The sequence below is a fragment of the Amycolatopsis sp. A133 genome (assembly GCF_031082405.1).
Classification (GTDB): Bacteria; Actinomycetota; Actinomycetes; order Mycobacteriales; family Pseudonocardiaceae; genus Amycolatopsis.
Genome location: NZ_JAVHJU010000004.1, coordinates 332,779 through 353,265 on the forward strand (window position 1 = coordinate 332,779; position 20,487 = coordinate 353,265).

A 20,487-nucleotide genomic window follows, 5' to 3' on the forward strand; every position below is an offset into this window, starting at 1 on the left:
ACGTTGAGAAACAGCACCCCCACCCTGGGTAGCACTTCTCGCCGGCTCTGCCCCGGACGGCCCAGCCAATTACGGAATCCGGACGCCGGAGCATCGACTGCGGGTGAAACTAACCGTCTCCGTACGCGACCTCGTTAGCATCCGCACATTTGTCTGCCGCTGCGCGTCCCGATCGGGCCCTGAGCGCCTCTCACCAACAAGTCCACAAGACGAATGGGGTCGCCAGCGATGAGTACAGAGGGACTCTCGATTCCAGGCATCTCGATCGCCGGCTCGGGGCCGTCGGCCGCCGAGCGGGTGCGCAAGCGCGGCCTGAGCCTCTTCGGCTCGGTGCCCCGCCCCGCTGTGGTCACGTTCGCCATCGAGGCGGCCGCGGTCATCCTGGCCGTGCTCGACGTCTGGCTGGTCATTCCGGAGAAGGCCCAGCCGTACTCCATCTACCTGTCCGGCGCGGCCTGCCTCGCGGTGGTGTTCCGGCGGAAGTTCCCGTTCCTCGCCGTGCTCGTCGCGGTCCCCGGCTTCCTGGCCGGCTGGGCCCAGCTCGCGTCGATGATCACGCTCGGCATGCTCGCCACCCGCCGTCAGCTGCACTGGCAGGTCTGGGTCGGGGCCGCGCTGGTGTGGACCTGCCGGTTCGTGCAGTGGCCGCTCGAGGACTTCGCCCAGCTGAGCTGGCGCGAACACATCCTCGACGGCATTTACGGCGTGCTGGTCGCCGGCATGCCGATCGCGATCGGCCTGCTCGTCGGGGCGCGGACCGAGGTTTCGAACAAGCTCGCCGAGCTGGCCACGAGCCGCGACCGTGAGCGCCGCTTCCACGCCGACGCCGTCCGCGCCGAGGAACGCGCCCGGCTGGCCCGCGAGATGCACGACGTCGTCTCCCACCAGATCACGCTGATCGCCATGCAGGCCGGCGCGCTGCAGGCCCAGACCACCGACGACCGGGCGCTGGAGACCGCGCAGGTCATCCGCACGTTGTCGAAGCGGACCCTGGAGGAGCTGCGGTCGCTGGTCAGCGTGCTGCGCGCCGGTTCGGACGACGACGGCCCGCGGCCGGGCATCAACGAGCTCGACCGGCTGATCCGCACGTCCGAGGTCCCGGTGCACCTGACCGTGGAGCACCTGCCGGAGGCGCTGCCCAACCAGGTCTCGGCGGCCGCCTACCGGACGGTGCAGGAGTGCCTGACGAACGTCCACAAGCACGCCCCGGGTGCGACGGCGACCATCCGCATCCAGGGTGAGCACGGCGCACTCAAGATCGAGGTCCGCAACGAACGGGCCAACCGGCCGACGGAGGGTCTGCCTTCGGGCGGCCACGGCCTGACGGGCCTGGCCGAGCGGGCCCGCCTGCTGGGCGGAAGCTTCGAGACCTCGGGCACGGAGGACGGCGGCTTCCGGGTCCGGGCACGCTACCCCCTGGACCGCTGACCGCCGGCCCGGTCTGCAGGACGTGTGATCCGGCGGGCATCACCCGTGTCCCCAGGGGCATCTCGCGTGATTGGACGGGCATCACCCGTGTCTCAGGAGGCATCTCGCGTGATTGAGCGGGCATCGCGATGATGCCTATCCAGTCACGCGTGATGCCCCGCTGATCACGCGTGATGCCCCGCCAGTCACGCGTGAGGCCTGCTTGAGCGCGCGGAAAGCCACCTCGAGGGGTCTGCTGCCCTCGGGGTGGCTTTTCGGGTGGAACGGTTAGAGGATTTCCCGGCGCTTGCGCAGGCGGGCGAGCGCCTCCGCCAGGATGGCCTCGCCGTCGGCGTCGCTGCGCCGCTCCTTCACGTAGGCCAAGTGCGTCTTGTACGGCTCGGTCCGCGGCGCGGCCGGTGGGTTCTTTTCGTCCTGCCCGCCGGGGAGCCCGCAGCGGGGGCAGTCCCACTCGTCGGGGATTTCCGCGTCGAGCGAGAACGACGGCCGTGCCTCGTGCCCGTTGGCACACCAGTAGGAGATGCGGCGTCGCGGCGCCGACTCTCCCCGTTCCGATTCGCCCGTAGGACCGGCACCCACCCGGGTGCCCCGAATCGCGTTACCGCCAACCATGAACCCTCACACCTAGGAATCGGCGGCGCGCCCCCCAATAGGCACGCCGAATCACTGCGCCCCGCCGCCTCGACCCGGTCTCGGCTCGACGACGGAACGCCGGACGCCTCACACCTTGAGCAGCAGACCCAGGCCCACGATGCTGATCAGCCAGACCGCGCCCAGCAGCAGGGTGATCCGGTCGAGGTTCTTCTCGGCCACGCTCGACCCGGCCAGGCTCGACTGCATCCCGCCGCCGAACAGCGACGACAGGCCACCGCCCCGGCCACGGTGCAGCAGCACAGCGACCACCAGCAGGACGCTGGAGACGATCAACAGGATTTGCAGGAACAGCTTCATGTCATCCTCTGGGCTCTAGGAGAATGCAGGGGTACGGCATGGTCGTTTCCGACCACCACCGTACCCCTGGACTCGTCCACTGCTGTGTGACGGACCGGATACACAGGCTACCCGGTCGTGGCCTCGATCAGGGCAGCGGCCCGCCCGCGGCGAGTGCGCAGAGTTTCGTGAACTCTTCACCGTCCAGGCTCGCTCCGCCGACCAGGGCACCGTCGATGTTCTCCCGGCCCACCAGCTCGCTGATGTTGCCCGACTTCACCGATCCCCCGTAGAGCACCCGGACGGACGAAGCGACCTCGTCGCCGTACTTCTCCTGGAGGGTGGCGCGGATGGCCTTGCAGACCTCTTCGGCGTCCGACGACGACGCGACCTTGCCGGTGCCGATCGCCCAAACCGGCTCGTACGCGATCACCACGTCCTTGACCTGCTCGGCCTTGAGGCCCTTCAGGCCGTCGATCAGCTGCGTCGTGGTGTGGTGGATGTGCTCGCCGGCCTCGCGGACCTCGAGCTTCTCCCCGATGCAGAGGATCGGCGTGATGCCGTGCTTGAGCGCGGCCTTGACCTTCTTGTTGACCAGTTCGTCGGTCTCGGCGTGGTACTCGCGCCGCTCCGAGTGCCCGACCGCGACGAACTTGCAGCCCAGCTTGGCCAGCATCAGGCCGGAGATGTCACCGGTGTAGGCGCCGGAGTCGTGCGGCGAGATGTCCTGCGCGCCGTAGGTGAGCGACAGCTTGTCGCCGTCGACCAGGGTCTGCACGCTGCGGATGTCGGTGAACGGCGGCAGCACCGCCACGTCGACCTTCGCGTAGTACTTCTCCGGCAGCGCGAAGGCGATCTTCTGCACCAGCGCGATCGCCTCGAGGTGGTTCTGGTTCATCTTCCAGTTGCCGGCGATGAACGGCTTGCGTGCCACTAGTTCTTCTCCTCCAGGGCGACCTTTTCCAAGGCAGAGACGCCCGGCAGTTCCTTGCCTTCGAGGTACTCCAGCGAGGCACCGCCACCGGTGGAGATGTGCGAGAAGCCGTCCTCGGGCAGGCCCAGCTGCCGCACCGCGGCGGCCGAGTCGCCGCCGCCGACCACGGTGAACGCGTCGCTCTTGACCAGCGCCTCGGCCACGGCACGGGTGCCGCCCGAGAACGCCTCGAACTCGAACACGCCCATCGGGCCGTTCCAGAACACGGTCTTGGCGTCGGCCAGCTTGCTCGCGAACAGCTCGCGGGTCGCCGGGCCGATGTCGAGGCCCTCGCGGTCGGCCGGGATCGCGGTGGCCGCGACGACCTCGTGCTCGGCGTCGGCCGCGAACCCCGTCGCGGCCAGGACGTCCACCGGCAGCACCAGTTCGACGCCGCGCTTCTCGGCCTCGGCGAGGAAGCCCTTCACCTGGTCGAGCTGGTCGGCCTGCAGCAGCGAGTTGCCGACCTCGTGGCCCTGGGCCTTGAGGAAGGTGTACGCCATCCCGCCGCCGATCAGCAGCCGGTCGACCTTGGTCAGCAGGTTCGCGATGACGCCGAGCTTGTCGGACACCTTCGCGCCGCCGAGCACGACCACGTACGGCCGCTTGACGTCGTCGGTGAGCTTCTTCAGCACGTCCAGCTCGGCCAGCACCAGGCCGCCGGCGTACGCCGGGAGCACCGAAGCGACCTCGTAGACCGAGGCCTGCTTGCGGTGGACGACGCCGAAGCCGTCGGAGACGAACGCGCCGCCCGGGACGAGCGCGCCCAGCTCGGCGGCCAGTTCGGAGCGGTCCACGGCGTCCTTGCTGGTCTCACGCGCGTCGAAGCGCACGTTCTCCAGCAGGACGACACCGCCGTCGGCGAGGCCGGCCGTCAGCGCCTTCGCGGACTCGCCGACCAGGTCACCGGCCAGCGCGACCTCGGCGCCGAGCAGCTCGGACAGCCGCTTGGCGACGGGCGCGAGGGTGTACTTCGCGTCCGGCTCGCCCTTCGGGCGGCCGAGGTGCGCGGTGACGACGACCTTCGCGCCCGCGTCGGCGAGCTTCTTGATCGTCGGCAGCGCGGCGCGGACCCGGCCGTCGTCGGTGATGCGGTCCCCGTCGAGCGGGACGTTCAGGTCGCTGCGCACCAGCACGTAGCGGCCCTGGACACCAGCACTGTCCTCGCTGAGCAGGTCTTCGAGGTTCTTGACGCTCATCGGGTTCAGGAGATCTTCGTACCGACGAGCTTGACCAGGTCGGCGAGGCGGTTGGAGTAGCCCCACTCGTTGTCGTACCAGCCGACGACCTTGACCTGGTTGCCGATGACCTTGGTCAGCGGCGCGTCGTAGATGCAGGACGCCGGGTCGGTGACGATGTCGGCCGACACGATCGGGTCTTCGTTGTAGCGCAGGATGCCGGCGAGGGGGCCCTCGGCGGCGGCCTTGTAGGCGGCGTTGATCTCCTCGACCGTGGCGGCCTTGGTCAGGGTCACGGTGAGGTCGGTGGCCGAGCCGGTCGGGACCGGGACGCGCAGCGCGTAACCGTCCAGCTTGCCCTGCAGCTCCGGCAGCACGAGGCCGATGGCCTTGGCGGCACCGGTGGAGGTCGGGACGACGCTCAGCGCGGCGGCGCGGGCGCGGCGGAGGTCCTTGTGCGGCGCGTCCTGCAGGTTCTGGTCCTGCGTGTAGGCGTGCACGGTGGTCATCAGGCCCTGCTCGATGCCGAACGCGTCGTGCAGCACCTTGGCCAGCGGGCCGAGGCAGTTGGTGGTGCAGGAGGCGTTGGAGATGATGACCTGCGAGCCGTCGTACTTGTCGTCGTTGACGCCGAGGACGATGGTCAGGTCCTCACCCTTGGCGGGCGCGGAGATGATGACCTTCTTGGCGCCGCCGGCGATGTGCGCCTTGGCGGCGTCGGCGTTGGTGAAGAAGCCGGTCGACTCGACGACGACGTCCACGCCCAGGTCGCCCCAGGGCAGGTTGGCCGGGTCGCGCTCGGCGAGGGCCTTGATGGTCTTGCCGTCGACGACGATGCCCTCGTCGCTGACGCTGACCTCACCCGGGAACCGGCCCAGGATGGAGTCGTACTTCAGCAGGTGGGCCATGGTGGCGACGTCGCCGAGGTCGTTGAAGGCGACGACCTCGATGTCGTGGCCGCTGGCCTGCACGGCGCGGAAGAAGTTGCGGCCGATGCGGCCGAAGCCGTTGACACCTACGCGAACGGTCACTGCTGCCACTCCTCTGAGGATCGGCCGGGACCCCCGGCCGTGACTTGCGGGCTCGCGGTCACCCTAGCGTGCGGGCATGCGCGTCCCTGACTGCCCTGACGAGACTTCCACCACTTGGCGAACGGGTCAAGAATCGATTAAGAAGCCGGGGCGTTCCGCGGGGGTTTTGCGGGGTCGGCGGCCGGGGTGCGGCGCAGGACCGGCTGGGACCGGTTCCGGCTGATCGTGCCGGGTGTGCCCGGCTGCACGACGCCGAGGACGAGGGGCGACTCGATCGATTCAGCCGACGGGGCGTTCCGAGGCCGTGGAAGGCGGCGTGGAAGAAGCTTCGCCGCGGCTCGACCGCGGACGTGAGGTCGGTGACTCGACCGATCCAGCGACACCTCGGCCCGCCGGCCCGGCGGGCCGGGCGGGCCCGGCGGGCAGGGCGGCAGGCGGGCGGCGGAATCGCGCTTCGCCACGCCAGGCACCCACAGCGGTTCACCCGGCCAGCTCCCGCTCCAGCGGCGTGCGGAACCGCGGCACCGCCCGCACCTCCCCGAACCACGCCGCGCACTTCTCCGCCTCCGCCGCCACCCTCGCGCCGGTCTCGACGCCCACGTCCTCCAGCAGGCGGTACGCGATCTCGCCCGAGGACCGCTGGGCCCATCCGCCCACCACCCGCCCGGACGCCCACACCGTCGGGCCGATGTTGCCGCTGCGGTCCAACAGGGCCGCGCGGTGCGGCCCCAGGAACCACTCCCGGTCCTGCCAGCCCATCGGCGTCGGGTCCAGGGCCGGCAGGAACGCCACCCACGGCGGGGGCTCGGGCAGCGGAGCCAGATCGTCCGCCAAGACCACCGCGGGCGAGCCGTCGAGGTCCACCTCCGCCGGGGACAGCGCCGCCAGTGCCTTCTTCGTCTGGCCCGCCGTCCAGCCCGTCCACCACCGGAGGTCGGACGCCGGGGCCGGGCCGTACGCGCGCAGCCACCGCCGCGCCAGCTCCGCCCGGGCCTCGTCCGGGTCCCACGGGGGCAGGCCGCCCGGTACCCACTCGTCCAGGGGGTGCCAGACGTACTGGCTGCTGAGCCAGCTGCCCCGGGGACGGCCGCGGGCGATCCGGCCGCCCGCCGCCAGCAGGAACAGCACGCGGCTCGTCACGTTGCCGATCGCTTCGTACGGCTTGCCCGCCGCCATCAGGAGCTGCTGGCGCAGGCGGGGCTCGTCTTCGCTCAGCTGCTGCGCCGTCGCCGAACCGCGGGCCCGCAGCGCCGCCTCCACCGACGCCTCGACGTCGGCCAGCCACTTCCCCGGCTCCGGCACGTTCTCCGGGTGCCCCTGCTTACCGAGGTGCTGTTCGAGCAGTTTCCGCTGCTTGACGACGATGTCCGCCGCGCAGCCGGCTTGCACGAGGGCCGCCGTCTCCAGGCCCGTGACGAACACCGTGCGCCGCATGCCCAGCAGCCGCAGCAACGTCCGGTCCTCGTAGAGCGCCTGCTCCACCGAAGCCACCGCCGGCCCGGCGAGGCGGGCGGACGCGGACAGGTGGACGGTCGCCGGGTCGGTGGCGTGCAGCGCGACGACCCCGGCGACGGCGTCCGCCACCGTGGCCGCGGGCGCGGCCAGGTGGTGCCGGACGGCGAGGCGGGCCCGGCGCTGCTCGGTGCTGATCTTCGGAGGCACCCGCTTTTCCTACCACCCGGCACCGACAGAAACGCCTGGTCCTGCGCCGCGACCGGCGATAGCCTCGCGAGATGGTCTCCGGTGCGCACTTGGCGGCCTTCGCCGCGCTGACGTTCCTCATGGTCGTGGTCCCCGGGCCGAGCGTGCTGTTCACGATCAGCCGCGCGCTCACCGTCGGGCGGCGCGACGCGCTGCTCACCGTCGTCGGCAACTCCGCGGGCGTGTACACGCAGGTCGTCGCGGTCGCGTTCGGCCTCGGCTCGCTGGTGACGACGTCCGCGGCGGTGTTCACCACGATCAAGGTCGCCGGCGCGATCTACCTGGTCTACCTGGGGATCCAGGCCGTGCGCCACCGGCGGAAGCTGACCGACGCGATGACCGCGAAGGTGCGCGCCACACCGGGCCGGGTGCGGGCCGTGCTGCGCGACGGTTTCGTCGTCGGGTTCGCGAATCCGAAGTCGATCGTGTTCCTGGCGGCGCTGCTGCCGCAGTTCGTCGACCCCGCCGCCGGGTCCGTGCCCGCCCAGATGCTGGTCCTCGGGCTGTGCCTGCCGGCGATCGCGCTGGCCACCGACAGCGCGTGGGCGCTGGTCGCCGGCACCGCCCGCGCGTGGTTCGCCCGCTCGCCGAAGCGCCTCGAAGCGGTCGGCGGCACCGGCGGCCTGGTGATGATCGGGCTGGGCACCACCCTGGCCTTCACGGGCCGGGGTGACTGAGCACCAGGTCGAGCAGGCCCGGGAAAACGGCGTCGAATTCGGGGCGCCGCAAGCGGTTCAGCCGCCGCGGGCCCTCGTCGCGCTGTTCGATCAGCCCGGCCGCGCGCAGCACCGCGAAGTGGTGGCTGCGGGTCGCCTTCGTCACCGGCAGGTCGAACGTGCCGCACGCCTTCGTCCACTCCGGCACGGCCGCCAGCTCGCGCAGGATGCTGCGGCGCACCGGGTCGGCGACCGCGGCCAGTGCGTCCTGCAGCGGAACTTCCGCCGGGCGCGCGTGGGTCAGCCCGCGCGCTCGCGCAGTGTTCGATGATTGTCGTACACTCATCCGGTCGACCTCCGTCGAACACACTCTAGGAGCAATCGTGCCCCGACTCCTCGACACCACTTTCGGCCCCGGCTCGCGCAACCGGCTGGACGAGGCCACCCGGCCCGGCCGCGAAGGCGCCCTCGCCGCCCTCGAGTCGTTCTACTACGCCTTCAACCAGCGCGACCTCGACGTGTTCCGCCGGGTCTGGACGGGCGATCCCCTGGCCCAGCTGAACAACCCGCTCGGCGGCATCCTCCGCGGCGGCGAAGCGATCACCGAGCTGTACGACCGGGTCTTCCACGGCCCGGCCCGGGTCACCGTGACGCTGGGCGACATCGTCGAGTACTCCGGCGACGGCCACGCGGTGTTCGCCGGGCGCGAGACCGGCGAGTACCGCGTGACCGAAACCGTTCCCCTGACCATCCGCACGACGCGGTTCTTCGCCTACGAGGCGGGCCGGTGGGTGCAGGTCCACCACCACGGCAGCATCGACGACGCCGAAGCCCTCGCCGCGTACCAGCGGGCGATCCGCGGTTAGGCCAGCGCCGTCACCAGCTCCGGCCACCACTCGCGGGGCAGGCCGTCGAGCGGGACGACCACCTGGTCGGCGCCCGCGGCCCGGTACTCCCGCAGCCGCGCGGCGACGGCGTCGAAGTCGCCCCACACGGTGAGGCCGTCGACCAGCCGGTCCGACCGGTCCGCGATGTCCGCATCGGTGAAACCCATCCGGCGGAAATTGGCCGCGTAGCCCGGCATCCCGGCCAGGAAACCCAGCGAGCCGCCGCGCACGACCTCGCGCACCTCGGCCTGATCGGTTCCCGCGACCACGCTGAGCAGGACCGCGAGCTGCCGGTCCGCGCCCAGGATCTCCCGCGCCGACGCGACGTAGTCCGTCGTCACCAGGTACGGGTACGCGCCCGACGCGCGATCGCGCGCCAGCTCGAGCATCCGCGGCCCGAGCGCCGACAGGATCCGCGCGGACGGCGGCACGGTGTCCTCGATCTCGTCGAGGTAGTCGCCGAGCGTGGCCAGCGGACGCGCGCCGTGCGCCCCGCCGAGGCCGACGACGAACCGGCCGGCCGGCAGTTCCGCGTACGCCGAAGCCACGGCGGCCGGCGGCACCCGGTCCACCGACAGGATCCCGCTCGCCACCTGGATCCGCGAAGTGCCGCGGACCACCTCGGTGATCCGCGGCAGGTTGTTCCCCTGCCCCCCGGCCAGCCAGAGCGTGTCGAAGCCCAGCTCTTCGAGCTCGGCCGCCACGGCCGGATCGGTGTCCAGTGCGGTGTGCGTGGCCCCCAGCGGCCCCAGTATTGTCATGTGCCCGGCAACCCCGGACGAGGCCGTGTTGTTCCCCTCAGGCCGGTTGTTCGTCCTCGGCGGAATCGGCGGTCCGGGTGAACATCCGGGTTGCCGACAACCGGGCGACGCCGTCCGGCTCGCCCAGGTCCTCCAGTGAGGTGCGGATCGTCGCGTCCACCGACAGGTACTTCCGGCCCGCCCGCAGGTCGGCGTCGTTGCGCAGCCGCACGATGAGCGGGAACTCCGACAGCGCGCCCGCGTCGAACAGGCCCGTCGTGTAGATCAGCTGCACACCCAGCGCCTCGGCCACCGCCCGCTGCAGCTCCAGCAGGTACCCGGCGGAGGCGCGGCCGATCGGGTTGTCGAGGAACAGCACGCCCGAGTGCCGGTTGCGGGCCTTGCCGCGGTTGTTGGCCCGCAACGCGGCCAGCGTGCAGTACAGGATGATCGCCGCGGTCAGCTGCTGGCCGCCCGAGAACACGTCGCGGATTTCCGAGACGCGCTGGCGTTCGGTGCGCAGCACCGAGTCCGGCTTGAGCATGTCGACCCGGAAGCCCTTCGGCGCCGCCGCCCGGACTCCGCGCAGCACCAGGGAAAGCCCGTCGCGCTTGACGTCCCGGCCGTCCGCGGTCTTGCCGACGGCGGCTTCGTCGACGACCTCGCCGAGCTTCTCGGTGAGGTCGTTGTCCTCCAGCTCGGTGAAGCGGATGCGGAGGAACTCCTGCCCGGACCAGTCGCCGAGGCCGTCCGGCAGCCGGGAAACGCGCTGGGCCGAGCGCAACGTCCGGAGCGCGCCGTCGACCATGCCCTGCAGGCGGGTGATGATGCCGCCGCGGTGCCGGTCGATCTGGGCGAGGTCGTCGGTCAGCGAGCGCAGCCGGGGCCGCAGCGCCTCCGCCCACTCGGCGGCGTGCGCGGGCAGCTGGTCGCGCTTGACGGAGATGACCTGCTGCCGCACCGGCGTGCTCAGCTTCTCGAACCGCTTCTCCGTCGCGTACTGCGCGAGCTGGTCGGCGGCCGCCCGCACCCGCCGGTCGCCCGCGTCGGCGGCTTCCTGGGCTTCGGTGAAGGTCGCGTTCAGCCGGGCGTGCTGGGCGCGGGCCGTGTCGACGTCGCCGTCGTAAGCGGCCGCATCCGTGTCGGTCACCAGGTGCGCCAGCGATTCGGCGAGCAGCGAGAAGCCCGACGCCGAGCTGCGGGCCGACTCCAGCGTCGCTTCCGCCGCGGCCCGGCGTTCCTGCAGCTCTTCCCACTTCCGCGCGGCCGCGGACGCCTCCAGCCCGGCCGCGTCGATCAGCTCCAGGCCGTGCTCGATGTCCCGCGGCTTCTCGCCGTTGACGCCGTTCTGCAGCGGCAGCGCGTCCAGTTCGGCGCGCCGCGTCGAAACGAGCCCGATCGCTTCGGTGCGCTCGTCCTCCAGGCCGTCGACGACACGGCGGGCGCGGGCCAGTGCGGCCGCCCGCGCCGACGCGTCGGAGCCGTCGGGTGTCTCGAGCAGCTCGGCCGCGCGGGCCCGGACGGCCTCGTCCAGGGATTCGACGGCCGACCCGGCGGCCGCTTCGGCGGATTCGGCCTGCTCCAGCTCGGCCCGCAGGTCGCTGCCGACCTCGACCTTCGCGTACGACTCGGACGCCGACAGGTAGGTCCGGCGCAGCGCGTCGACGGGCTCGGCGGGCACCGGGCCCGCGGCCGCTTCGGCCGCGCCCGGGACCTCGGCCAGCTCGGCGCGCGCGGTGGTCGCGGTCCGGCGGTGGCCGTCGGCGGTGCGCTGCTCCTCCCCCGCCTGCTCGCGCAGCCGCGCGGCCTTGCCCGCCGCGTCGGACGCCTGCAGGTCGGCGCGCTCGGCGATCTCGGTCGCGCGCTCGGCCTCTTCGGTCCACTGGGCGATCCGGGCACTGCGAACGCCCAGCTCGCCCAGCCGCCGGGCCTTCTCCTCGGCTTCGGCCGCGGCCGCCCGCAGCTCCGGGACGCGCTCGCGCAGGGACGCCGACTTCTCGCTCAGCCGCGCGAATTCCGCGTCGGCCTGCTCCAGCGCCGTGCGTGCGGTCTCCCGCGCGGTCCGGGCCGCCTGGGCCTGCTCGGCCAGGGTCGCGATGGCGCCGGGCGGGTAGTCCTCGCGCCACGTCGTGAGCTTCCACGTCAACGCGCCGTCCGCGGACAGTTTGGCGGACAGGGCTTCGAGGCGCCGCTGCCGCTCGGTGTGCCGCCGCGCCACGGCTTCCCGCTCGGCGTCGGCGGCTTCTTCGTCGTACATCGCGGGGTTCGGCGGCACGAGGAACTCGACGCCCGGCGCGGCGGCCGCTTCGGCCAGCAGCGCTTCGGTGGTGCCGACGGCGATGGTCGCGGACGGCAGCAACCGCCGCTTCGTCAGCACTTCGCGAGCGCGGTCGGTGTGCGCGGCGTCGTTGAGCAGGACGCCGGAAACCAGCTGTGGCAGGTTTTCCAGCACCTCGGCCCGCCGCGGAGCGTCCAGTTTGGACAGATAGCGCCAGCCGGACCACGCGGTGATCCCGGCTTCCTCCAGCGCGTCCAGGGCGGCCTGGACGTCCTGCGGTGGCGGCAGCAGCCCGCCGGAGCCCAGCGCGGCCAGGGCCCGCTCGTCGGCGGACTCCTCCATCCGCAGCGCGGTCTGCTCCTTCTCGACGGCCGCGCTCGCTTCGCGCAGCCGCTCCAGCAGCACCGGGAGGTCGCTTTCCAGGGCGACGTCGTCCGCGCCGAGCAGCTCGACCAGCCGGCTTTCGGCCGCGAGGGCGTCGGTCCGGCGGTGCGCACGGCCGAGGTCCTCGGTGGCGCGTTCCAGGCGGTCCTGGGTGGTGCCCGCGAGCTGGTGCGCCTCGTTCACCGCCCGTTGCGCGGCCTGGAGATCCGCGCCGATGCGGTCGAGTTCCTGCTCCCGCCGCGCGAGTTCGGCGGTGGCCGCCTCGGCGGCGCTACGGGCCGCGCGAGAAGCCTCGGCGACGTCGGCGCCCGAGGGCAGCAGCCCGGCGCGGACGGCGTTCTGGACCTCCTCGCGCAGCTCGGTGATCCGCGTGGTCAGCCCGCGTGCTTCGGCCCGCCGGGCGGCCGCGAGGTTGGCGGCCTCGTCCCGCTCGGTCTGCGCCTTCTCGGCTTCGGCGCGCAGCGCGCCCGCGTGCGCCTCGGCCTTGTCGGCCTGCCGCTGGGCGTCCTGGGCCAAGGCGTGCAACCCGCGTGCGAGCGCCGAAGCGGCGTCATTGCGCGCCTGCAACGCCGGACGCGCCTTCTCTTCGCGGCTGCCGACGAGCTCGCGCAGGTCCTTCGCCTTGCGCGCCGCGTTCAGCTGGTTGAGGACCGTCGCCGTCTCGCGCCAGGCCTCCGCTTCGGTTTTCGCCGAAGCGAGTTCGGCGTCGACGCGTTTGCGGGCCTCCTGGGCCTCGTCCAGCCGCAGCACCGCGACCAGGCGGCGCAGTTCCGTGACGGCCGCGGCGAGCCGCCGGTGGTCGCCCTCGGCGAGCTTCTCCGCGGACTTGACCTCGCTGACGTGGTCTTCGAGCCCGGACAGCCGCGCGTTCTCGAGTTCGTTGCGGGCGACGACGCGGCCGGCCAGCTCGGCCATGTCGGCTTTCGCCGATCCAGCTATCTTCCGCGACTGCGCGGCGACACCTTCTTCGGCGGCCAGCGGCCCCAGCAGGTCGAGGGCGCCCGCGACGAAGTCGCGTTCGGAGAGCAGATCCCCGCGCTGCGCCAGGTTGTGCGCGTAGGTCGCGACGACCTCGGCGAGGTCCTTCGGCTCGTCCTCGGAAATGACCGCGCGCAGCAGGAATTCGACGAACGCGTCGTCGGTGCCGAAGGCGAACGCGTCCGCCGCCTCGCCTTCGCCCGCGTTCATCGCGCGCTGGTACCGGAACAGCTCCGTGTCGAGGCCCAGACCGTCCAAGCGGCCGGTCCACTCGTGGTGGCGGCGGGTCCAGGACAGTTCCAGCTCGGGCTCGGCCAGCTGGGCCGCGGTGAGCTTGTCGTGGAAGCCGGACATGGTGAGCAGCCGGCCGTCCTGGGTCACCGGCAGGGAATCGAGCCCCAGCGCGGCGGTCGGGCGGAAGCAGTACCAGGAGTCGACGAGGTTTTCGGAGTCGGCGGACACGACGTGCCCGCGCCATTCGGAGACCTTCCCGGTGATGATCCGGTGCCCGCTCTCGACGTGCAGCCACTCCAGCACGACGTGCGAGACGTCCTTGGCCGCGACGAACTTCTCGAGCACCTTGGTGCTGGTGGTCCCGACGACCTGGCGGCGGCCGGGCAGCATGACCGAGAAGATCAGCTTGATGAGCACGGACTTGCCGCCGCCGTTCTCGAGGAACAGCACGCTCGCCGGGGACGGGCGCCGCAGCTCGGCCGGCCCGGTCGCGTGGATGCCGGCGCTGAACAGGGCGTCCTGCTGGGGCGCGGTGATCTTGGCGCCGACGCCGCTGAAGTCGAGCACGACGTCCTGGTAGCGGGCACCCGCGGGGCCCACCGAATGCAGGCGGACCCGCGAAAGCTCGTACATCGAATCCCCTCTTAAAGCGTGTCGGACGCCGCCGCGCGCAGCGTGCCCCCGGCGGTGGCGACGGCCACGACGTCGAGCGCGAGCAAGTCGTCGAAGGCGGTGTCGGCGGCGAGTTCGCGGACCTGGATCTGGTAGCGCGGCGTGGTCCGGTAGGTGCCGCCCTGTTCGTCGCTCACCGGGACCAGGAAGCCCTGGTCGGCGAGGAACCGCAGGGCGCGGCTGACCATGCCGCGGGTGGTGTCGGCGGCGAGGCGGCCGTCCTTGGTGGCGGCCGCGGCGGGACGGCGGGCGTAGGCGCGCCAGGCCTGTTCGAGCTCGAGCGCGTCGGCCAGGGGGTCGTTGTTGGCCTCGGCCGCCGCGGCGCGTTCGTCGAGCATCCGGGCGGCTTCGCGGACCATCGCGTCGACCTGCTCGACGCTGACGCGGCCGATGTAGGTGTCGTTGGCGAGGTCGTCGGGGCGCGGGTAGCCCAGCGCCGCGGTGGCGAGGTGGATCAGGCCGTGCAGCACCTTCTCGGTCTCGCGGCGCTCGCGGATCTTGGCCTGGCGGGCGTAGGAGTCCATCTTGATCTCGAACACGGACTCGTCGGTAGCCGCGAGGACCGCGCCGGCCTGCTGGTTGACCTCGAGGACCATGAGACCGAGCCCGGCGGCGACGGCGTGGGTGAGGGCCTTGAACGCGTTGTCTTCGTTGTAGCGGCGGACGAGGTCGCCGTACACGACGTCGCGGGCCGGCAGCTGCTTCGGCCGCATGCCGAAGGCGACCAGGCGGGCCGCGGCTTCGGCGTCCACGCTGCTGTGGGACAGCGCCATTACGCGACTTCCTCTTCTTCGTCGGCCCGCTCTACGGCGGCGGTGGACAGGAGCAGGTCGGCGCCGCCGAACTCCGGGTCGTCCAGGAGCGTGCCGTCGTCGACGGCGAGCAGCACCTGCCGGTCGCCTTGGCGGCGGGCCGCACCGACCCCGGGACTGTAGGCGTGGACAGCGCGCAGCGCGACCAGGGCGGCGAGGCCGGGCTGGCGGCTGCGGCGGGCCTCTTCGAGCAGGCCCGACAGCCGGCGAGGCACTTCGGGGAGGTCGAGGAGCTCGTCGGCCGCGCGCCAGACGTCGTCGCCGAAGCGATCGGTTGTTTCCGCGGGCATGAGCTCCGGCTCGGGGATTTCCCCGACCAGGTGGTCCCGCTCGGGTGCGGGCCGCAGCAGCAGCGAGACCAGCGACGACAGCGACGGGACGACCGGCGCGGAGATGCCCGCGACGGCGTGGAAGAAGTGCTCGGCCGGGGCGACGGCGTCGGCCAGCGGCAGCCCGAGCGTCGGGACGAGGAGCTGGCCGAACAGGTCGAGGGTGGCGCGCTGGGGCGGGCCGGAGAACTGCTGGCGGTCCTGCTCGGCGCGGAACACCGCACCCGCGTCGGCCAGCCGGGACTGCAGGCGGGTGTGGCGGCGGATGCAGTCGCCGACGATGTCGACGAGCTCGGCGGCCCGGCGTTTGCGGTCGAGGTCCTCGGTGTCGTCGCGGGCGGTGGTGATGTTCTTGAGGATGGCGTTCTCGGCGCGGAACCGGGCTTCGATGTGGCTCAGCGCGCTGTCCAGCAGTTCCGGGACTTCGCGCTCCCAGTCGACCGAACGGACGTCGCGGCGGGTCGCGTCGAGCTTCGCGCGCAGCGTTTCGCCGTACTGGACGGTCCGGTAGCGGGCCTGCTCGGCGGCGAGCTTCGCGTCGGCCAGCCGGCCGCGGTTGATCAGGTTCTCGAGCTTGACCTCGGCGGCGATCTGGGCCGACTCGACGTCGGTGTCGAGGGCGCCGACGAGCACGTTGATGGCCTCGTCGGTGGCGCGCAGGTAGACCTCGCCGTCCGGGGCGGCCAGCTCGACGAGCAGCTTGAAGTCGAACTGGCGCCGCTGGTAGCCGCCGGGGCCGATCGAGCCGTAGACGCGCCGGAAGCCGCGGTCGGTGGTGCCGACGTTGATGAGGTTGTCGAGGACCCACTTGGCCACGCGGACGTGCTCTTCGGGCATCCGCGACGGCGCCTGCTGGGCGATGAACGGCAGCAGCCGGTCGATGACCTCGTCGTGACCGGCGCCGGTGTCGAAGTCCATCGCGATGGTGACCTGGTCGATCGTGTGCAGCGCGATCTCGGCCATCTGGTAGATCGTGGCGTCGGCCCAGTCGAGCTTCGCCTTCCGCGCGTCCAGGTCGTGCAGCGGCGCGGTGCAGGCCAGCGCCTTGAGGCGGCGCGTCAGCCCCTCGTCGGCCAGTCCCGTTGCCCCGGTGTCGTCTCGCACAGCAGGCCAGGCTAGTCGGCCACCCTCTGCGCACGCCCGGGTGACGGGCTAACGTCCCTCTCATGCGTGAGATGAGCCGTGACGAGTGGTGGAAGTTCGTGTCCGAAGGCACCCGGACCGGCATGCTGGGCCTGGTCCGGAAGGACGGCTCCCCGATCGTCACCCCGATCTGGTTCCTCCTGAACGAGGGCCCGGACGGCGACGAGCTGATCTTCACCACCGGCACCGAGACGCTCAAGGGCAAGGCCATCGCCCGGGACGGGCGCATCTCGCTGGCCGTCGACGACCAGCGGCCGCCGTACTCCTACGTGCAGTTCACCGCCGAGGCGCGGCTGACCCACGACCTCGACGACATGCTCGCCTGGGCGACAAAACTGGGCGGCCGGTACATGGGTGCCGAGCAGGCCGAGGCGTACGGCAAGCGCAACGCCGTCCCGGAGGAATCCCTCGTCCGGGCGAAGATCACGAAGGTGATCGCCCGCGCCGACATCGCCGGCTGACCCCGGTTCGCTGGTAATCTGCCTCCTGGGGGTGGGGGTATGCCTTCAGGGGACAGACACGACGCCGTCAAGGCGATCGTCAGCGCCGGCCAGCGGGAGCTGGTGGCCGAGCTGGAACGCCTCGACGGCGAGGGGCGCTTCGGCCGGTCCGGCCGCACGCGGGTGCTGGAAAACGGGCAGGTCTTCGAACGGGCCGTCGTCGGCACGGTTTTCACGGACGAGTTCTTCACAGCCGGGCTGTCGGTCGTGCTCCACCCGCGCAACCCGTACGTCCCGGCGTTCCAGGCGCACTTCCGCTACCGCGAAACCGCGGACGCGTGGTGGTTCGGCGGCAGCGTCGACCTCCTCCCCTGCTACGGCTTCGCCTCGGACGCGACCCACTTCCACCGGGTGCTGAAGAGCTTCTGCGACACGCTCGACCCGGCGTTCCACGCGCAGGCGAAGCGCGCGTGCGACGACCGCTTCCGGCTCCCCCACCGCGACGAGGCCCGCGGCATCGGCGGCATCGTGTTCGACCACCTGCGCCTGCCCGGCCCGGACGGCTGGCGGCGCGCGGCGGCGTTCACGGCGGCGGGCATCGCCACGATCGCGCCGGCGTACTTCCCGATCGTGCGGCGGCGCAGGGACATCCCGCACGGCGAGCGCGAACGGCAGTGGCAGCTCTACCGCCGGGGCCGGTACGTGGAGTTCACGCTCGTCCACGACGCGGCGACCGCGGTGCGGGCCGACGCCGAAGCGATCCTCACGGCGCTGCCGCCGCTGGCGCGGTGGGAGTCCGAGTTCACGCCCGAGCCGGGGAGCGCGGAGGCGGACCTGGCGTCGTTCCTCGTTCCGCGCGACTGGGCCGCCGAAACCCCGGTGACGGCAGGCTGACCCCGAGCGGTCCGGCGCACCGCTGAGCGGGAAAGCATTGGCACACTGCGTGAGCCGTCGTGTCGAGTATTGACAGGGCCCGCTCGGAGGGTGTGTGATCTGTCCCATAGATAGGAAACTTTCCTAACTATTGCTCGCCGGTGGTCCGCCGACCATTCCGCCCCCGGTCACCCCCTGTCCCCCGACAACGCAGGAGGCTCCCAGTGGCACCCCGTCCACCGTGGCGCGCGGCACTGGCCGGTACCGCCGTCGCGGCGCTCGGCCTCACCGCCGTCAGCCCGGTAACCGCTTCCGCCGCGGACACCGGCTACGAGTCCGAAAGCGCCACGATCTCGCAAGGCGCCGTCGAGTCGAACCACGCCGGCTACTCCGGCACCGGGTTCGTCAACTTCGACAACGTCGCCGGCAGCTACGTCGAATACTCCGTGAACGCCGCCCAGGCGGGCACGCACACGCTGACCTTCCGCTACGCCAACGGAACCGCCGACAACCGGCCGGTGAAGCTGACCGTCGACGGCGGCGACAAGGGCACCGTCGACTTCCCCGGCACGGGCGCGTGGACGACCTGGAAGACCGTCACCGCGACCGTCCAGCTCACCGCCGGCGTCAACAAGGTCCGCACCACCGCGACCACCGCCAACGGCGGCCCGAACGCCGACAAGCTCACCGACACCTTCACCGCGCCGGTCGACGGCGAACCGCCCTCGCCGCCGTCGAACCTCAAGGCGAGCACCATCCTGCCGACGGCCGCGACCTTCACCTGGACCGCCGCGACGGACAACGTCGGCGTCGTCCGCTACGAGGTCAACCGCGGCGGCAACATCCTCAAGACCGTGGACGGGACGACCACGAGCGCGACCGTCGACAACCTGACCCCGAACACGGCGTACGACATCTCGGTCGGCGCCTACGACGCCGCAGGCAACCCTTCGCAGCAGAGCAACGTGGTCACCTTCACCACGCCGCCGAGCGACGACACCACCCCGCCCAGCGTGCCGGGCAGCCTGCGCGCCACCGGCGTCACCGCGAACAGCGTTTCCCTGGCGTGGAACGCCTCCACGGACAACAGCGGCACGATCGCGGGCTACGACGTCTACCAGGGCACCGCGAAGGTGGCGACGACGACGTCACTGAACACGACGATCACCGACCTCGGCCCGAACACCTCCTACACCTTCACCGTCAAGGCCCGTGACCCCGACGGCAACACCTCGGCCGCCGGCAACGCCGTCACGGCGAAGACCAGCGCCCCGGGCGGCGCCGGAGGCATCCCGGAGTACGACCGGGACATCACGAAGGTCGACCTCGGCTGGTCGGTGGGCTTCCTCCCCAACGGCAACGCGCTGGTGACCGAGCGGGACCGGTTCGAGGTCCTGCTGGTGACGCCGTCCGGCCAGAAGACCACGCTGGGCAAGGTGCCGGGCGCGGTCGGCACGAACGGCGAAGGCGGCCTCCTCGGCCTGGCGATCTCGCCGAACTGGGCCTCCGACCACACGATCTACCTCTACCACACGGCATCCGGGGACAACCGGATCGTGAAGATGACCTACGACGGCACCACGCTGTCCTCGACGTCGACGCCGGTGCTCACCGGGATCGCGAAGAACCGCTACCACAACGGCGGCCGGATCAAGTTCGGCCCGGACGGCAAGCTGTACGCCACCGTGGGTGACGCCAAGAACAGCGACAACGCGCAGAACAAGAGCTCGCTCAACGGCAAGATCCTGCGGCTCGACCCGGACGGCTCGGCGCCGTCGGACAACCCCTTCTACGCCACCGGCGGCAACGCCCGGTACGTCTGGAGCTACGGCCACCGCAACCCCCAAGGCCTGGCCTGGGACTCCCGCGGCCAGCTGTGGGCGGCGGAGTTCGGCGAAAGCAGCCAGGACGAGCTCAACCTGATCCAGAAGGGCGGCAACTTCGGCTGGCCGAGCTGCGAAGGCACGCAGGGCAGCTGCAGCGGTTACCTCGCCCCGAAGAAGACCTGGTCGACGTCGCAGGCCGGGCCGAGCGGGCTGGAGATCGTCAACGACTGGATCTACATCGCCGGCGTCACCGGGCAGCAGCTGTTCGCCACGCAGATCAACGCCGCCGGCACCGGTATCGGCACGGTGTCGACGCTGTTCTCCGGCCGCTGGGGCCGGCTGCGCTCGGTCACCAAGACCCCGGACGGCGGGCTGTGGCTGACGTCGACGAACAACGACAAGAACGGCGGCACGCCGTCGGCGCTGGACAACGTGATCGTGCGGCTGAAGTTCCCGGGCGGTACCGCCCCCGGCGGCTTCAAGCTGGCCAGCTCCGCCTTCGCCGACAACACGACCATCCCGGACAAGTACACCTGCGCCGGGGACGGCACGGCGGGCCAGGACCCGTCGCCGCCGCTCGCGTGGGGGGCCGCCGACGGCGCCAAGGGCTACGCCGTCGTGTTCGCCGACGTCGCCAACAACGGCACCAAGCTGCACTGGGCGATCTGGGACGTCCCCGCGGCGGCTCGTTCCCTCCCGGAGGGGCTGGGCGCGGGCTACACCGTGCCGGACCAGGGTGGCGCCAAGCAGAAGGCGATGGGCAGCGGGGCGAACGCGCAGAAGTTCTTCGGCCCCTGCCCGGGCGGCTCCAGCCACCCGTACACGTTCACGCTCTACGCCCTGAACACCGCCTCGGTCCCCGGCCTGACGTCGTCCTCGACGATGGCCCAGATCGAAACGGCGATCAAGGGCGCGTCGACGGCGAACGTCGTGCTGCGCGGCAAGTCCAGCGCCGCCGCCTGAAAGCCGCGGCAGGGGTGACCGGAGCGGCGCC

The 20,487-nt window shown here is 71.8% G+C and carries 17 protein-coding genes; 6 read left to right on the plus strand and 11 right to left on the minus strand.

Annotated elements, in window-relative coordinates; all coding sequences use genetic code 11:
- Positions 1 to 228: 228 nt before the first annotated feature.
- Entirely contained in the window at positions 229 to 1,428 is a 1,200-nt protein-coding gene (locus Q5425_RS05750; protein WP_308671038.1) for a histidine kinase, read from the plus strand.
- A gap of 267 nt (positions 1,429 to 1,695) precedes the next feature.
- On the opposite strand, the gene Q5425_RS05755 is transcribed toward Q5425_RS05750, so the two are convergent.
- The 6 genes from Q5425_RS05755 to Q5425_RS05780 all read right to left on the minus strand — a co-directional run bounded on the left by Q5425_RS05755 (position 1,696) and on the right by Q5425_RS05780 (position 7,202).
- Complete coding sequence (locus Q5425_RS05755; protein ID WP_308671039.1) at positions 1,696 to 2,040, minus strand: RNA polymerase-binding protein RbpA; 345 nt, start codon at positions 2,038 to 2,040, stop codon at positions 1,696 to 1,698.
- Positions 2,041 to 2,148: 108 nt separating this feature from the next.
- A complete protein-coding gene (gene secG / locus Q5425_RS05760; protein ID WP_003071471.1) occupies positions 2,149 to 2,379 on the minus strand; it encodes a preprotein translocase subunit SecG in 231 nt (76 codons plus the stop codon).
- Between the two features lie 127 nt (positions 2,380 to 2,506).
- Positions 2,507 to 3,292: a triose-phosphate isomerase gene (gene tpiA, locus Q5425_RS05765; RefSeq protein ID WP_308671040.1), complete on the minus strand. Its 786-nt coding sequence runs from the start codon at positions 3,290 to 3,292 to the stop codon at positions 2,507 to 2,509.
- Complete coding sequence (locus Q5425_RS05770) at positions 3,292 to 4,530, minus strand: phosphoglycerate kinase (protein ID WP_308671041.1); 1,239 nt, start codon at positions 4,528 to 4,530, stop codon at positions 3,292 to 3,294. The genes tpiA and Q5425_RS05770 overlap by 1 nt, the downstream gene beginning before the upstream one ends.
- A 5-nt stretch (positions 4,531 to 4,535) precedes the next feature.
- Positions 4,536 to 5,540 (minus strand): type I glyceraldehyde-3-phosphate dehydrogenase, encoded by a 1,005-nt coding sequence (gap, locus tag Q5425_RS05775; protein ID WP_308671042.1) that lies wholly within the window; start codon positions 5,538 to 5,540, stop codon positions 4,536 to 4,538.
- Positions 5,541 to 6,020: 480 nt separating this feature from the next.
- Positions 6,021 to 7,202, minus strand: coding sequence for a winged helix DNA-binding domain-containing protein (locus Q5425_RS05780; RefSeq protein ID WP_308671043.1), 1,182 nt, complete (start codon positions 7,200 to 7,202; stop codon positions 6,021 to 6,023).
- Between the two features lie 71 nt (positions 7,203 to 7,273).
- Between Q5425_RS05780 and Q5425_RS05785 the strand changes: the two genes are divergently transcribed.
- The gene (locus Q5425_RS05785) at positions 7,274 to 7,918 is read left to right on the plus strand and encodes a LysE family translocator (protein ID WP_308671044.1); all 645 of its coding nucleotides are present in this window, start codon (positions 7,274 to 7,276) and stop codon (positions 7,916 to 7,918) included.
- Here the strand turns inward: Q5425_RS05785 and Q5425_RS05790 are convergent.
- Positions 7,899 to 8,243, minus strand: a complete 345-nt coding sequence (locus Q5425_RS05790; protein WP_308671045.1) for a helix-turn-helix domain-containing protein — start codon at positions 8,241 to 8,243, stop codon at positions 7,899 to 7,901. The genes Q5425_RS05785 and Q5425_RS05790 overlap by 20 nt on opposite strands.
- A 37-nt stretch (positions 8,244 to 8,280) precedes the next feature.
- On the opposite strand from Q5425_RS05790, the gene Q5425_RS05795 reads away from it, so the two are divergent.
- A complete protein-coding gene (locus tag Q5425_RS05795) occupies positions 8,281 to 8,763 on the plus strand; it encodes a nuclear transport factor 2 family protein (RefSeq protein ID WP_308671046.1) in 483 nt (160 codons plus the stop codon).
- Here Q5425_RS05795 and Q5425_RS05800 read toward each other — a convergent pair.
- The 4 genes from Q5425_RS05800 to Q5425_RS05815 are packed head-to-tail and all read right to left on the minus strand — an operon-like array spanning position 8,760 to position 16,315.
- On the minus strand, positions 8,760 to 9,545 hold the full coding sequence (locus tag Q5425_RS05800; RefSeq protein ID WP_308671047.1) for a TIGR03620 family F420-dependent LLM class oxidoreductase: 786 nt from the start codon (positions 9,543 to 9,545) through the stop codon (positions 8,760 to 8,762). The two genes, Q5425_RS05795 and Q5425_RS05800, sit on opposite strands and share 4 nt — an antisense overlap.
- Before the next feature lie 37 nt (positions 9,546 to 9,582).
- Positions 9,583 to 14,031 (minus strand): hypothetical protein, encoded by a 4,449-nt coding sequence (locus Q5425_RS05805; RefSeq protein ID WP_308671048.1) that lies wholly within the window; start codon positions 14,029 to 14,031, stop codon positions 9,583 to 9,585.
- 11 nt (positions 14,032 to 14,042) lie between these two features.
- Positions 14,043 to 14,843, minus strand: a complete 801-nt coding sequence (locus tag Q5425_RS05810) for a hypothetical protein (protein ID WP_308671049.1) — start codon at positions 14,841 to 14,843, stop codon at positions 14,043 to 14,045.
- Positions 14,843 to 16,315 carry a hypothetical protein gene (locus Q5425_RS05815; RefSeq protein ID WP_308671050.1) on the minus strand — a complete coding sequence of 491 codons (1,473 nt, stop codon included), beginning with the start codon at positions 16,313 to 16,315 and terminating at the stop codon, positions 14,843 to 14,845. Before Q5425_RS05815 ends, Q5425_RS05810 begins: the two co-directional genes overlap by 1 nt.
- A 62-nt stretch (positions 16,316 to 16,377) precedes the next feature.
- Between Q5425_RS05815 and Q5425_RS05820 the strand changes: the two genes are divergently transcribed.
- The 3 genes from Q5425_RS05820 (at position 16,378) to Q5425_RS05830 (ending at position 20,456) form a co-directional block, all read left to right on the plus strand.
- Positions 16,378 to 16,815, plus strand: a complete 438-nt coding sequence (locus Q5425_RS05820; protein WP_308671051.1) for a PPOX class F420-dependent oxidoreductase — start codon at positions 16,378 to 16,380, stop codon at positions 16,813 to 16,815.
- A gap of 39 nt (positions 16,816 to 16,854) precedes the next feature.
- A complete protein-coding gene (locus Q5425_RS05825) occupies positions 16,855 to 17,688 on the plus strand; it encodes a coproporphyrinogen III oxidase (RefSeq protein WP_308671052.1) in 834 nt (277 codons plus the stop codon).
- A 203-nt stretch (positions 17,689 to 17,891) separates the two neighbouring features.
- The gene (locus tag Q5425_RS05830; protein ID WP_308671053.1) at positions 17,892 to 20,456 is read left to right on the plus strand and encodes a PQQ-dependent sugar dehydrogenase; all 2,565 of its coding nucleotides are present in this window, start codon (positions 17,892 to 17,894) and stop codon (positions 20,454 to 20,456) included.
- Positions 20,457 to 20,487 lie beyond the last annotated feature (31 nt).